The organism is Thermoanaerobacter sp. A7A, from assembly GCF_000445185.1.
Taxonomy (GTDB): Bacteria; Bacillota; Thermoanaerobacteria; order Thermoanaerobacterales; family Thermoanaerobacteraceae; genus Thermoanaerobacter.
Genome location: NZ_AVAF01000171.1, coordinates 15,289 through 31,392 on the forward strand (window position 1 = coordinate 15,289; position 16,104 = coordinate 31,392).

At 34.3% G+C, this 16,104-nt stretch carries 10 protein-coding genes; 9 read left to right on the forward strand and 1 reads right to left on the reverse strand.

Translation table 11 applies throughout. The features are described 5' to 3' along the window. Window positions 1-22: 22 nt before the first annotated feature. From M663_RS0113515 to M663_RS0113550, 8 genes are all read left to right on the forward strand, one after another. Window positions 23-658, forward strand: a complete 636-nt coding sequence (locus tag M663_RS0113515) for an IS607 family transposase (protein ID WP_019908135.1) — start codon at window positions 23-25, stop codon at window positions 656-658. Then, complete coding sequence (locus M663_RS0113520; protein WP_029689308.1) at window positions 615-1,811, forward strand: RNA-guided endonuclease TnpB family protein; 1,197 nt, start codon at window positions 615-617, stop codon at window positions 1,809-1,811. Before M663_RS0113515 ends, M663_RS0113520 begins: the two co-directional genes overlap by 44 nt. A 123-nt stretch (window positions 1,812-1,934) precedes the next feature. Beyond that, complete coding sequence (locus M663_RS0113525) at window positions 1,935-3,308, forward strand: S41 family peptidase (RefSeq protein ID WP_029689310.1); 1,374 nt, start codon at window positions 1,935-1,937, stop codon at window positions 3,306-3,308. A gap of 417 nt (window positions 3,309-3,725) precedes the next feature. After that, window positions 3,726-9,695: a S8 family serine peptidase gene (locus M663_RS0113530; RefSeq protein ID WP_029689311.1), complete on the forward strand. Its 5,970-nt coding sequence runs from the start codon at window positions 3,726-3,728 to the stop codon at window positions 9,693-9,695. Between the two features lie 221 nt (window positions 9,696-9,916). Next, a complete protein-coding gene (locus M663_RS0113535; protein WP_029689312.1) occupies window positions 9,917-10,999 on the forward strand; it encodes an alanine--glyoxylate aminotransferase family protein in 1,083 nt (360 codons plus the stop codon). Between the two features lie 13 nt (window positions 11,000-11,012). Next, complete coding sequence (gene serA / locus M663_RS0113540) at window positions 11,013-12,614, forward strand: phosphoglycerate dehydrogenase (protein WP_029689313.1); 1,602 nt, start codon at window positions 11,013-11,015, stop codon at window positions 12,612-12,614. A gap of 74 nt (window positions 12,615-12,688) precedes the next feature. Then, complete coding sequence (locus M663_RS0113545) at window positions 12,689-12,955, forward strand: hypothetical protein (protein ID WP_029689314.1); 267 nt, start codon at window positions 12,689-12,691, stop codon at window positions 12,953-12,955. Further along, window positions 12,945-13,199, forward strand: coding sequence for a type II toxin-antitoxin system RelE/ParE family toxin (locus M663_RS0113550; RefSeq protein WP_029689315.1), 255 nt, complete (start codon window positions 12,945-12,947; stop codon window positions 13,197-13,199). Before M663_RS0113545 ends, M663_RS0113550 begins: the two co-directional genes overlap by 11 nt. A gap of 33 nt (window positions 13,200-13,232) precedes the next feature. Here the strand turns inward: M663_RS0113550 and M663_RS0113555 are convergent, their stop codons facing one another. After that, on the reverse strand, window positions 13,233-14,051 hold the full coding sequence (locus tag M663_RS0113555) for a histidinol-phosphatase (protein WP_029689316.1): 819 nt from the start codon (window positions 14,049-14,051) through the stop codon (window positions 13,233-13,235). Window positions 14,052-14,406: 355 nt separating this feature from the next. Between M663_RS0113555 and M663_RS0113560 the strand changes: the two genes are divergently transcribed. After that, window positions 14,407-16,008 (forward strand): CTP synthase, encoded by a 1,602-nt coding sequence (locus M663_RS0113560; protein ID WP_029689317.1) that lies wholly within the window; start codon window positions 14,407-14,409, stop codon window positions 16,006-16,008. Window positions 16,009-16,104: the final 96 nt, after the last annotated feature.

The following is a 16,104-nucleotide window of genomic DNA, read 5'->3' on the forward strand; positions in this document are numbered from 1 at the left end:
AATATTTATGGGTGATATAAATATGAAAGCAAAAGAAGTTTTAGAATTATTAAAAATATCAAGGCCAACACTAACCAAATATGTAAAAGAAGGAAAAATAAGAGTAACAGTTATGCCAAATGGATTTTATGATTATAATGAGGAAGACGTATACAAAATTTTTATGAAAGGTGTTGAAAGGAAAACATACATTTACGCAAGAGTTTCAACCCCAAAACAAAAGAAAGATCTAGAAAATCAAATTGAATTATTGAAACAGTTTTGTTTTAATAATGGCTATAAAATACATGGAGTATTTTCTGATATAGCAAGTGGAATTAGCTTTGAAAAGAGAAATGAATTTTTTAAAATGCTTGATGATGTTCTTGCGGGTAAAGTAGAGAGGGTTATTATAGCCTACAAAGACAGGTTAAGCAGAGCAGGATTTGAATTGTTTAAACATTTATTTAGAAAATTTAATACTGAAATGATTGTTGTATCAGAAGTTGGTAATGAGGAGCTTGATTCTCAGGAAATAATTGAAGAAATTATAAGTTTGCTGCACTGTTACAGTATGAAATTCTACAGCAAAAGAAAAATTCAAAAAATAAGAAAGCTTTTAGAAAGCGAGGTGTTTGAAGATAATAGTCAAGAGAGTAGAACAAATACAGATAAATAAAAATCATGAATTATGGCCTTATTGTGATAAAATATGCTTTGCAGCAAAAAACTTATACAATTATGCTAACTACATTACAAGGCAGGAATTTATAAACAACAAAAAATGGATAAGGTACAGGAAGCTCAATAAGATGTTAAAAGAACACGAGACTTACAAAAATTTACCTGCCCAGACAGCACAACAAACCTTGAGACTTCTCGATAGAAACTGGAAATCATTTTTTAAAGCAATGAAAGAATGGAGAAAAGATAAAAGCAAGTTTAATGGGAAACCTAAATTACCAAAATACAAAAAGAAAAATGGGAGAAGCATTGCTATATTCACCAATCAACAGTGTAAGATTAGAGACGGATATTTAACTTTTCCAAAGACAGATCTAAAGCTTAAAACGAGAGTGGAAGGCAAATTAAAAGAAGTCAGGATAATCCCAAAAGGAAGTGTTTATGTTATTGAAATAGTTTATGAAAAAGAAGTAGTTGAAACAAAGAAATCCTCAAAAAGAATAGCTGGAATAGATTTGGGACTTAATAACTTTGCAACTTTGGCAAATAACATAGGCATAAAGCCTATTGTTATTAATGGCAAAGTTATTAAGTCAATAAATCAATATTACAACAAGAAAAAGGCTGAGTTAATGAGTTATGTAGGAGACAGAGGTACCAGCAATAGAATTAAAAAGCTATCAATAAAGAGAGACAACAAAATAAAAGACCTTATGCATAAAATAAGCAGATTTATAGTAAACTTTTGCAAACAATATAATATAGATACACTTGTAGTTGGATACAACCCGGGATGGAAACAGGAAATAGAATTAGGGAAAATAAACAATCAAAATTTCGTGAGTATCCCTTTTTATGGCTTTATAAACATGCTCAAATATAAATGTGAAGAAGAGGGAATAAATTTCATACTTGTAGAAGAAAGTTATACAAGTGGTTGCAGTTTTTTAGATGGAGAAGAAATCAATGAAATAAACTACAATCCCCAGAGGAGAATAAAAAGAGGCTTATTTAGGAGCAATGAAGGAATTTTAATAAACGCGGATGTAAACAGCGCATACAACATTATAAGAAAAGTATTCCCCGAAGCATTTGCGGAGGGGATAGAGGGTGTGGGGTTACACCCGGTTAGGCTGAATGTAGCCTAACAAAGAAAAGTGTTTAATAAAATTTTGAATAGTTTTTAATATTTTGAACGCTATTCATAACCTAATTAAACTGTAGTAACGGAGAGATTATAACTCAATATATTAGAAATGGAGGTATATATTGTGAAAAAATTTTTGGCGCTAATTTTGACATTTTTAATCGCTGCAAGTCTTGCTTTTACTGTTCCAGTACATGTTTTTGCTGAATCTTCAACGCAAACCACGACAGATCAACAACTATATGATAACCTTGCAGACATTGGTTCTATAATGAAGTATATTACAGATAATTATATTGGAGATGTGACGTACAATCAACTCAAAGAAGCAGCTTTAAAAGGAATTTTTTCAAGCCTTGACGAGTACAGTACATATTTTACAAAAGAGGAGTTTAAAGATTTTACCAAAAATACTTCTGGAACTTTCAGTGGGACAGGAATGGTCTTGACTGAAAAGGACGGAAAAATTGTTGTAACTTCTGTTTTAGAAGGTTCACCTGCTGAAAAGGCTGGAATCAAAAGTGGTTATATTATAAAAGCGGTAAACGACAAAAGCGTTGAGGGAATGAATATAAATGACGTAGTAAACATGATAATTGGGGATGAAGGTACAAAAGTAAAGGTCACTTTTGACGTAGGAGGGTCAATAAAAGAATTTGAACTTACCAGACAAATAATTCGTGTCAATCCAGTTTCTTATAAAATAATCGATGGAATTGGATACATAAAAATACAAGAATTCAATGAAAATACCACATCTAATATAGCAAAAGCCCTCACGTATATGGATAATAACGGCATAAATAAAATCGTCCTTGATTTAAGAGATAATCCCGGTGGACTCCTTACAGAGGCGGTAAGCGTTGCAAACTTTTTTGTTCCAAAAGGAGTTGTATTGACTGTAGAGAGAAAAAATGGAGAAAATGAAATATATTATTCTTATCTCAATAATCCTAAGTATAAATTAGCAGTATTAATTAACGGCAATACTGCTTCTGCAGCTGAAATATTAGCAGGGGCTATACAGGATACCAAAGCGGGTATATTAGTGGGAGAAAAATCTTTTGGGAAAGGGACTGTCCAATCAGTAGTGCCATTGCCAGATGGAAGTGGTTTTAAGCTTACAATTGCAAGGTATAAACTCCCTTCAGGCAGATATATTGACAAACAAGGCTTAAAGCCAGATATATATGTGGTAAATACTCAATATACTCCTTCAATTAAATTTAATGGCACATTGAAGGTAGGTTCCAGAGGAAATGATGTAAAAATTTTACAGAAGAATTTAAATATATTGAAGTTTAATGCGGGCCCAGAAGATGGTATTTTTGGACCTAAAACGGCGAATGCTGTAAAACAACTGCAAGAAAAAGCGGGATTAACTTCGACAGGGGTTTTTGATAAAAACACTTATGATGCAATGGTTAAAATGCTTGAAGAATTAAATAATAAGGATATTCAATTAGATAAGGCAATAGAAGTATTAAAGAAAATATAAAATTTAAAAATACTTAAATTTTATAAAAGCGTTTTCTAGCCACATGCAAAGCATGTGGCTTTTTAACTTTATAAGATGAATAATTTCTTGCAAAAAGCATGTTTTATAAATAAAAAATTTTATTTTCCCAAAGAAGGAAAAATGTAATTTATGTAGAATAATATTGAATATGAAATTTATATAACATTAAATATTAATCATACAAATAACCAAGCAAAAGATTAGTATATTATATTTTAAATAAAATGTCTCAAATTCAGCAATAATTACAAATTTTATTTATAATTATTAAACTTATGCAATCTAAGGGCTTATTACCTTAGATTATAGATATTTCATAAAGGGGGGTGAAGGAGAGAAAATTGCATTTTTTTGTCGGAACATAAGAAAGATGAAAAACAAGGGGGTTAAGATTTTATGGGCAAAAGGTTTTTAGTTTTTCTGATTACATTTACATTGGTATTCAGTGTTTTTAGCTCTTTTGGTTATTCGGAGCAAATGCCATCATCAGATAACCCAAAACTTACTTTAGATTCGCTAAAAATCGATTATAATCTTGTAAAACAGATTGCTAAAGATAATTTTAAAGAAACTGCTAAACCCTATCAAAGCAAGTCAAAAATTGTAGAGCAATTTGGAGAAGAAATACAAAATTTAAGAGATGGTTCCAAGCAAGAGATTGAAAAATATAATCCTGATGAAACCGTACGAGTTATTGTGCAATTAGAAAAGGATAGTCTTGCTTCTTTTGCATTAAAGTCTAACAAGACTCTCAAAACTTTGACGCAAAATGAAAAAACGACTGTTTTAAACAAAATTACTCAAGAACAAACTCAATTAAAAAGCGTATTGAGCAAAAATTTCAATTTTAAAACAAGACATACATATAAAACCGTTTTAAATGGCATAAGTGGCGAGGTAAAGGTTAAAGACATAGAAAAAATTAAAACATTGCCTGGAGTAAAAGATGTAAGAATTGTAAATGAGTATTTTCTTGACATGACAACAGCGATCTATTCAACAAATGCACCAACCGTGTGGAATGACTTGGGATATAAAGGTGAAGGAATGGTTGTTGCAATAGTAGATACAGGAATAGATTATAGGCACCAGGATATGAAAATAACAGATAGTTCCAAAGTAAAATTGACTCAAGCAAAAGTACAGGAAATAGCAAATACAACAGGTCTTCCTTATAAATATTTTACAGATAAAGTACCTGTTGGTTGGAACTGGGCAGACAACAATGATCAAATTATAGATATTGGGGCTACACAGTCAATGCACGGGCAACACGTTGCAGGTATAGTTGCAGCAAATGGTAATATTAAAGGGGTTGCACCTGAGGCACAGCTTATAGCTGAAAAGGTATTTTCAAACAATCCTAATTTTGCATCTGCTTTTTCGGACGATATAGTAGCAGGTATTGACCACGCTGTCGCATTTGGTGCAGATGTTATAAACATGAGCTTAGGCTCAACAGCAGGTTTCGTTCGCCCTGATGACCCTGAGCATCTGGCGATAAAAAACGCTGTTGACAATGGCGTAATAGTTGTTGTTTCAGCTGGTAACTCCAGTTATTCCACGAGTGCAGAATTTTATCCATATGCAATGGATCCAGATATAGGAACTGTCGGCTCGCCTGGCTTGTGGCTTGATGCTATTCAAGTGGCTGCTTCTATAAATCCTGGACTTACAGGAAAAAGTTTTTCTGTAAATCCTGCTCCACAAGGTTTTGATAGAGTAGTATATTCTGTAGGAAGTCCTACAGACCATGACCCTATTGACCCTGCAGATATCTTGAAAGGAGAGTATGAAGTAGTATATTGTGGATTAGGTAGACCCGAGGATTTTCAAGGTAAAGATGTAGTGGGTAAAGTTGCCCTTATTTCAAGAGGATCTATTACATTTAACGCAAAGACGATAAATGCACAAAATGCTGGTGCTATAGCTGCAGTAATTTTCAATAATACTACAGGAACAATTTCAATGGCATTAGGAGAAGGTACGAAAATTCCTTCTGTGTCTATTTTAAGAGATGCAGGTCTTGCAATTAAAGCTTTGTTAGATCAAGGGCAAAAAGTCACAGTAAAATTTGATGGTGCTATAGGAACAAATAATTTAGGAGTTCCTCCGGGAGACAATGTAACGGACTTTTCATCCTGGGGGGTTACACCAAGCTTTGACTTTAAACCGGAAATAATGGCACCTGGCGGCGGAATATATTCAACACTTAACAAAGATTCCTACGGTTTGATGAGCGGTACATCTATGTCATCACCTCATGTGGCAGGTGCAATGGCGCTAATTGCTGAAGCTCTTAAAGATAAAGTATCTAAAGGTGAATTGACCTTCAAAGATGGCAGAGATTTTGTTGAAATGGCTAAAATAATGGCTATGAATACAGCCAAAGTTATAATTGATACAAATGACAATGCTGCTCCTTATACAGGTAAAATCTTAAGAAGTCCTAAGCCTTATTCACCGAGACAACAAGGTGCAGGTATGATTCAAATAGATAAGGCAATCAAGACACCTGTGACAATTACAGATGCAAATGGGAAAGCAGGTATTGCACTTGGCAGTATTGGAAATAGTGCGACTTTTACCTTGACTCTTAAAAATCATAGTAACAGCGATGTTACGTATACCTTAAGGGACGAGTATGGAGTTTTGACAGATTATGTTCTTTGGGGATTTAATTTTGCTGAAACAACAACCCTTACAGGAGGGACAGTTAAATTTGATAAAGATACTGTGACAGTGCCTGCGAACGGACAAGCGACTGTCAATGTTACATTGATAATTCCTCAAAATGCTCCACAAGATATTTTTGCGGAAGGATTTTTAAGCTTTATTCCAGAAGATAGCAATCTTCCCAAACTAAGCGTACCTTATACAGCTTTTTATGGAAGTTGGGATGAACCAAGAGTAATAGATTCACCTCTTTGGGAAGATGACACTTATTATGGATTTACAGGTATGGCAGGAGTTATAAACAATGAATTATATTTCTTAGGGAACCTTGGGAGCAAGACGCCTGATCCATCTACAATTGCCATATCTCCTAATAACGATGGTGTATTTGACTATGTACAGCCAGTGCTTTCATTTATGAGAAATGCAAGAGAGTTTAAAGTAAGTGTTGTAGATGAGAAAGGAAATGTAATAAGAGAAGTATCCCAAGAGGAATATTTAAGAAAGAACGTAGCAGAGACATCCAAAGCTCAGATTTCTGATTTTTGGATATGGGACGGCAAAGCATTTAACCCTGTAACAGGACAATTTGGAGCAGTTCCTGATGGACAATATTATATGCGCTTTGAATCTAAGATAGATTATCCGAATGCTAGAACCCAAGTTCTTCAAATGCCTGTTAAAGTCGATACAATGCCTCCTGAAGTTTTGCTAAATGCGGACTATGTTGACCAAAATGGATACTTAAAGGCAGATTACATTTCAAACGGAAAAGCAACAGTGAAGTGGGCAGGTAGTGATAAAGGTTCGGGTATAGAATCCTATATAATTTTTACAGGGAAGATTGACCCTATTACTGGAAATGTCACAAATATTGAAACAAAATCACTGCCAAGTGATGCTGTTTCAACAGAAGTAGACCTTCCAAACCGCTATACATTTATTGCTGTACTTGGTGTAGACTATGCAGGAAATATTTCTGATATAATGGGTGTAAATAATAGCTGTATTGCATTTAACCAAGAAATAAAAGACAATTTTGGACCTGTAATTACTGTAAAAGAACCTCAAGTAGCACAAATATTTAATACAAGAGATATTGTTGTTTCAGGAACCATAGAAGATGAGACGACATTTATGGGTGAATTGTATATTAATGATGAAAAAGTAACGGTCAATCCAGACAATACTTTCTCAACAACAATACATTTTGACAGTGATGGAAAGAAAGAGATAAAATTCCTTGCATTTGATAAATTGTATAATGCAGACGACCCTTCAACATATGAACACAAGACAGAATTTGCGATACCAATTTATATAGACGTTACAAAACCCGAAATTACTTTAAATGTAGATAATTTCAAAGGCTTTATTTCACCTGAGGGAGTAAGCCTTACAGTAGCAGGCAGTGTGTATGATACAGGATTTGGATACAAATTGTTTATCAATGGCAACAATATACTTAACAAAGAAGCTGATGATTACACAACATTTAATGATACCTTTACTGCCAGAGTACCGCTTAACGTGGGAAATAATATCATTTCGATAAGTGCAGTAGATGTGGCGACAAATAAAGCCGAAGCTACAGTAGCTGCAAATGTATATACTTCAGATACTCAGAATTATGTTACAATAACCTATAATGGAACACAAAAGACAATACAACTTGAAAAAGTCATGCTTAACTCACTTAATGCTAATCCAAATCCACTTTATATACCGGTTGGGGGAACAGGCAAAATAACCGTTAATGCAATATATACAGACGGTACAACAAAAGATATAACAGATAAAGCAGTGTTTGAATCTGTATATGGGGACATTGCCAAAGTAGAGGGTAATGGAATTGTAGTTGGAATGAATCCAGGTGAAACTACAATAACTGCAACATATGATAATAAATCTGTTGATATAAAAGTTGTAGTTTCAGAAGCTGTATCATTGGGTATAAGTGTTGACCCGCCATCTATAACAGTTCCAGCAGGCAAAATGGTGCCAATTGCAGTTTATAATCATTTTTCAGATGGTAGTCAAGTAGATGTGACAAATTACACTAAATTTATAATTGCAAATCCGCTTATTGCTGACTACACTATGGGAGTTGTAAAGGGCCTTTCTAAAGGAAGCACTGTGCTTACTGCTGTGTATAACAATAGTGCGTTAAATGTACCAATTACAGTAACAGATCCAATACTTGAAAATATAACAGCACAACCACCTTCCATTGAAATAAAAGTTGGAGAGACAGCACAACTAAAAGTTACGGCATCCTATTCTGATGGTACAACAAAAGATGTGACGGCAAATGCTCAGTATAATTTTGATTCAAATATTGTTACAGTGGATAAAGGAATTGTAAAAGGAGTCAAAGATGGAACTACAACAATTGAAATAAGCTATAGTGATAAAACCAGTAATAAAACTACCAAAGTTAATGTCACAGTAAAAGAAGTACCTTCTTCTGGCGGAGGTGGTGGCGGTATTACACCTATTGTTCCACCAGTGACCCCACCTGCAGGCACTGAAGAAACAACAAAACCATCTCAAGAAGTATCACAAGGCAAAATAGTTGTAGAAAATAACACAACAACACTTACAATAGACGAAAACAAAGTAGCAAAAGACATAAAAGACACTTCAAAGAAAGAAATACAATTTGACTTAACAAATATAGGAACTACACCTCAAAAAGCATTAGAAATACCTGTAACTGTACTTAATTTAATAGCAGAGAACAACAAAAACGTAGTAGTAAAATCAGACGAAGTAGGTCTTCAATTTGATGCAAAAACTTTAGCAGTATCACAAGAAGCAATTGACCTCATAAACAAAGCAGGAACAATAAAACTTAACATACACAACAAAGGCAAAATAACCGCATCATCTTTCGAGCCGGTAACAAGCGCCTATGACATAACAATAAAAGCAGGAGACAAAGACATAAAAATAGGGTCACCAGTAAAAATGACATTTAACATAAAAGGTGGAAAAGACATAAGGAAAATAGGAGTATACTACTTAAACGAAAAGACAAATCAATGGGAATATGTAGGAGGAAGAATTGACAAAAAGACAAACACAATAACCTTTGAAGCCAAACACTTCTCAACATATGGAGTCTTTGAATACAATAAAGAATTCAAAGACGTAACAAAAGACAATTGGGCATATGACGTAGTAAATGTACTTACATCAAGGCACATAATAAAAGGGGTAGACAGTGAAACATTTGTACCGAACGCAAAAATAACAAGAGCAGAATTTACAGCATTAATGATAAGGGCATTAGGGATAGAAGAAGAGCCATACAAAGGAGAATTCAATGACGTAAAAGAAGGAGCATGGTATGCAAACGCGATAGAAGCAGCATATAAAGAAGGGATAATATTAGGAGACGGCAAGAATATGAGGCCGGATGACCCAATAACAAGAGAAGAGATGACAGCAGTAATAATGAGGGTATACGGAAAGCTTGCAGAGTACAAAGAGGACAGCATAGGCAATACCACTTTCAGTGATAACAACAAGATAAGCGAATGGGCAAAGAATGTAGTAGCGAATGCAGTAAAACTTGGAATAGTAAGAGGATATGAAGATAACACTTTCAAGCCAAAAGACAACGCCACAAGAGCAGAGGCAGCAGCTATGCTTTACAGAATTTTAGAGAAAACAGGAAATATATAAAATGAAGATGCGCCCTAACGGGCGCTTTTTTATTCTAATTGTTGTGAATGATTTTTAATAATTCTTATTTTTTAGATAAGATATTTTCATTTTTGCCTATCAGTAATCGATATTTTTTTAACAATGTCCGCTTTATGTGGACAAATGTATTTTTACTATTGCATTTTTTACTTTATTGATTTATCATATTAAATATATATCTAGTAACAGGGAGTGATAAGATGAAAGAGATGATATTGATGACACCGGGGCCTACAATGGTACCGGAAGAGGTAAAAAAAGTTGCTGGTGCACAGCCATTACACCATAGAACGGAAGAATTTTATGAATTATTTTCTAATCTCAATAGAAATTTAAAAGAAATATTTAAAACTAAAAATGAAGTTATAACTTTGACCTCATCAGGAACAGGTGGAATGGAAGCTGTCATTGCGAATCTTTTTTCCACCGGTGATAAAGTATTAGTAGCCAGTATAGGTTACTTTGGAGAAAGGTTTTATGATATAGCAAAAGCTTATGGCCTTGATGCAGAACTTCAAGACTTTGGCTGGGGAAACGCCGTAGACCTTAACGTATTGGAGGACAAATTAAGAAATGGCAATTACAAAGCCCTTTTAGTCACTCACAATGAAACTTCTACAGGAGTTACAAATAACGTAAAAGAAATTGCAAAAATTGCTAATAGGTACGGTGTGGTAGTCATCGTTGATGCTGTAAGCTCTTTAGGTGGTATACCACTTGAAATGGACGAATGGGGTATTGATGGAGTAATAACTTGTTCTCAAAAATGCCTTATGTCGCCTCCTGGACTTAGCTTTGTTGCTTTAAGTGAAAGAGCATGGAAAATGGCTGAAACTTCTAATCTTCCAAAATATTATTTTAACTTAAAAAAAGCAAGAGAAGGCGTTTTAAAACTCAATCCCGATACTCCTGCTACTCCTGCTGTCTCTACAATAATGGCTGTAGCAAAAGCGACAAATATGATTTTGGAATTTGGGCTGGATAATGTATACAAAAGGCAAGCCACCTATGGGAAAAGAGTAAGAGAATACGTAAAGAATTTGGGATTAGAGCTGCTGCCGGAAGAGGACATAGCTTCTGATTTAATAACTGCTATAAAAGTTCCTGAAAAGTACAAAGCATCAGAGATTATAAATCACATGAAAGAAAAACATGGAGTATTGATAACAGGAGGACAAGGACCTTTAAAAGGTAAAATCATAAGAATAGGTCACATGGGTTATGTTACTGAAGAAATGCTTACTAAAACTCTTGAAGCGTTGAAAGACGCAATAGAGGGGTAAGGAGGGATATAACTTGAGGATAATTGTCACAGAGAAAATATCAGAAAATGGCATTGAATATCTAAAAAAACACGCTGACGTAGACGTGAAAACTAATATTTCAAGAGATGAGCTTTTAGAAACTATTAAAGATTATGACGCCATTATTGTCAGAAGTGCTACAAAAGTAGATAGAGAACTTATCGAAAAAGGTGAAAAATTAAAAGTCATAGGTCGTGCGGGAAATGGCGTTGACAATATTGATGTAACAGCAGCTACTGAAAAAGGAATTCTTGTTGTAAATACTCCTGCTGGAAATACTGTAGCTGCTGCGGAATTGACCATTGGCCTTATGCTGGCTATAGCCAGAAATATACCGCAGGCATATCACGCTGGTATTAATGGGGATTTTAGAAGGGATAAATTCAAAGGCGTTGAATTGAACGGAAAAACTGTCGGTGTAATAGGATTAGGAAGAATTGGTTCTCTTGTGGCGTCTAGACTTGCAGCATTTAATATGAGAGTAATTGCATATGACCCCTATATGCCAGATGAACGTTTTGAAAAATACGGTGTGGAAAAAGTTACTTTAGATGAATTGCTTCAGCAATCAGACTTTATAACAATTCACCTTCCAAAAACGGAAGAGACCAAAAAGATGCTCAGTGAAAAAGAGTTCAAAAAAATGAAAAAGGGAGTTAGAATAGTAAATGCAGCACGAGGAGGAATCATTGATGAAAAAGCCCTTTACTATGCCATTAAAGAGGGCATTGTAGCGGCAGCAGGATTGGACGTTCTTGAAGTAGAACCCAAATATAATATAGAACGACAAGATTTTAACAATCCACTTCTTGAACTGCCAAATGTCGTTTTTACGCCTCATATTGGAGCTTCAACTTATGAAGCGCAAGAAAACATAGGTATATCCATTGCGCAAGAAGTAATCTCGGCTTTAAACGGTAATCTGTACGGAAATATAGTAAATTTACCCGGGGTAAAATCCGACGAATTTTCACAGCTCAAACCTTATATGAAATTGGCTGAAGCCATGGGAGCATTTTATTATCAAATAAATGATACTCCTGTTAGATTAATTGAAGTGATATATAGAGGAGAAATTTCGAAAACTAATACAGATATTGTTACTCTCTATGCTCTTAAAGGCTTTTTAAAGCCCGTATTAGAGGAGGATGTAAGTGTTGTAAATGCAAAATTAAGAGCAAAAGAAATGGGAATAGAAGTTGTAGAGGGTAAAATCGAAGAAATAAACCACTATTCAAGCCTTATCATTCTCAAGATTACAGATACCAATGGCAAAACAACACAATTTGCAGGAACCACATACGGAGAAGAAGTGAGGATTGTAGAGTATATGGGACATAAAGTAAATTTTGAACCTACGGAGTACATGCTATTTGTCAAGAATAAAGATGTACCAGGGGTTATAGGTCACATAGGGAATGTATTAGGAGACTTTGGCATAAACATCTCTACCATGCAAGTAAGCCCAAATAAAAATGATGGAACAGCATTAATGATTGTAAGCACAGACAAAGAAATTCCTGATGAAGCAGTAGAGTCTCTAAATAAATTAAATAGCATAATAAAAGCAAGAGCGGTTAGAGGATTGATATAGAGATATGAATTGTTGTCAGAATATTATAAAGATGATATAATATATGTAAAGTAAATTTTATTAAGGTGATAAAAATGCAAAATAGTAGCATGATAAAAAAATTAAATGAAATTATAGATTTTTTAACGGAGAAGGAAATTGCTGAAGTGATTGACTTTGCTGAGTATCTTAAAGAGAAAAAAAAGAAAGAGCTTATAAAAAAATTTAACGATTGGGATAAATCTTTAGAAGTAGAACAAATGACCCATGAAGAGGAAAAATTGTTAAAAGAAAGCGAGGGAGAATATATAACTTTAGAAGAAGCAAAGAAGGCATTAGGGATAGAGGACAATGGGATATAAAATTATAATTGACAAAAAAGTGTTAAAAGAGTTAAAAAAACATGATAAGAAAACAGTCAAAAGAATTGTAGACGCTATTAGTAAGTTGCCTTTTGAGGGAGATATAAAAAAACTAAAAACATCTAAAAAGGAGCGTTTATATAGGTTAAGAGTTGGAGACTATAGATTGATTTTTGAGATTGACAACGTAGATTTTGCTATTAAAGTGAAAGCTTTTGATACAAGAGGAGATATATATAAATAAATGAAAAAAGGAGCAAGGTCTTTCTTGCTCCTTTTAAATATTATAGGGTAGTTTTTTTCTCCCTTCAAAATAATAAAGAGTATTTATCCCGTATGATTTTACATAAGCATAAGCTTTGTCAAAATCTCTTGCCACATCTTGAGGCATGTGGGCATCAGAATTTACTACAATCGGTATATTATATTCCTTAATCATTCCCATTATCTCTTTTGAAGGATAAATTTCTCCAACAGGTTTTCTCAATCCTGCAGTTGAAACCTCAATCACTATGCCAGTCTTAGAAATTTCTTCAATATTTCTTTCTATCTTTTCAAAAACTTTATAATTGGGTCTAAATCCAAAAATTTTCACGAGGTCAATGTGCCCTATTATATCAAAAAGTCCTGTCTTGGCCATTTTCTCAATTATATTAAAATATTCTAGATATACTTCATCAACATCTCTCCTGTGCCATTCCTCTATTGATTCTTCAAGGTCTATTCCCCAATCGTCAATCCAGTGAACAGAGCCTATTATAAAGTCCCACGGGTAAGTAGCTAGGAAATCCTTTATTTCTTTTTCCTTTTCCGGGAAATAATCGGCTTCAATTCCCAGCTTAACTGGAAGAGCCATTTGTTTTGCTTCTTTGATAAGTTCCACGTAATCTTCAATGCTTTGGTCCATGTAAGTTTTTATCCACTCTCTTCTAAATCCATTGCTCTTATATACTTCAAAACCTTCTTTAAACCTGTGACCGTGTTCAGAGATACCAATCTCAACTAGACCTTTACTTAAACCAGAATTTATAAACTTCTTAAGCCATTCTATAGTATAAGGGCCGTTTTCTATGTGGACGTGATAATCTGCAGCCATATTTTTCCTCCTTTTCAATAAGATAAAGCTTTGAGATTTTAATATCTTACAACATTATAATATTTTGCAAAAACTAATGCAATTTGTGTTATAATAATTTAAAGTGATTGATTTAATTTGTGAGGTGAGATGTTTTATCCTCTTTACAATCACTTTAAAATCCTATATAATAAATGAGTATTTATTTTTACGAGGTGCTTTTTTATGAACTGCCGGGATGACAAAAATTTAAAAAAATTTATTTAAACTTAAAGGGATACGAGTCTCTATTTTTCCAAAATAGAGATTTTTTTATGGGTTATAAACTATTAAAAATTAATCATAAAAAACGATAATACACTTAAGAGGTGAGATGATGGCAAAATACATTTTTGTAACAGGAGGAGTTGTGTCTTCCTTAGGCAAAGGCATAACTGCTGCATCACTGGGTAGGCTTTTAAAAAGTCGTGGCATATCAGTTGCTGTTCAAAAATTTGACCCTTATATAAACATAGACCCTGGTACCATGAGTCCATACCAACATGGTGAAGTTTTTGTTACAGAAGATGGGGCGGAGACAGACTTAGACCTTGGTCATTATGAGAGGTTTATAGACATTAACCTTACCAAAAATAGCAATGTAACTGCAGGTAAAGTGTACTGGACTGTCATCACAAAAGAGAGAAAAGGGGATTATCTTGGTGCCACAGTTCAAGTGATACCTCACATAACGAACGAAATTAAAGAAAGAGTATACAGAGTTGCAAAAGAAAAAAATGTGGACGTAGTAATAACAGAAATTGGTGGTACAGTAGGAGACATAGAAAGCCTTCCTTTCCTTGAAGCTATAAGACAAGTGGCAATTGAACAAGGAAGAGAAAATGTCATGTTTATTCATGTGACATTAGTACCTCATCTCGGAAAGACGGGAGAATTAAAAACAAAACCTACTCAACACAGCGTAAAAGAACTGCGTTCAATAGGTATTCAACCCGATATGATTGTATGCAGAACAGAACTTCCTCTTACGCAAGATTTAAAAGAAAAAATTGCACTCTTTTGTAACGTAAGCGTAGAAGCTGTCATAGAAAATAGGGATGTAGAATCAATTTATCAAGTGCCTTTGGAACTAGAAAGGCAAAAAGTAGACGAATACGTGTTAAAAAGGTTGAATTTGCCTATTGGAGAATCGGACTTAAAAGAATGGAGAGAATACGTGGAAAGAGAAAAGAACCCCACAAGACAGGTAGAAGTAGCTTTGGTGGGAAAATACGTTGACTTACACGATGCTTATATAAGTGTTGTAGAAGCTTTAAAACATGCGGGAGTTTATCATAGAGCTGCTGTGAATATAAGGTGGGTAAATGCTGAGCATGTAAATGATGAGACAGTGGAAAAACTTTTAAAAGGAGCAGACGGTATATTAGTGCCGGGAGGATTTGGTGATAGAGGCATTGAAGGCAAAATAAGAGCTATCCAGTATGCAAGGGAGAACAAAATTCCTTACCTTGGATTGTGCCTTGGGATGCAGTGTGCGGTCATAGAATTTGCAAGGAATGTGGCAGGGCTTAAAGGGGCCAATTCCACCGAATTTGACCCCAATACCCCTCATCCTGTAATTGACCTCATGCCCGAACAAAAAGACATAGATGAAAAAGGAGGTACAATGAGATTGGGGGTGTATCCTTGTAAAGTAATTGAAGGAACAAAAGCTTATGAAGCCTATAAAGACGAATTAATTTATGAAAGACATAGGCATAGATACGAGTTCAATAACCAATATCGGGAGCTTTTAACCTCAAAAGGCCTTGTACTTTCAGGTCTTTCTCCTGATGAGAGGCTGGTTGAAATGATAGAATTAAAAGACCATCCTTATTTTGTGGCATCCCAATTCCACCCGGAATTCAAGTCAAGACCTTTAAAACCTCATCCATTATTTAGAGATTTTATAGGAGCAATGTTAAAAGAGAAAGAATAAGGGTTGGATAATATCCAGCCTTTAAATTTTACTTGATAATTATGAACAAAAAGGCTATAATATATCTAGAAATTAATTTTAAAATTAATCTGGAGG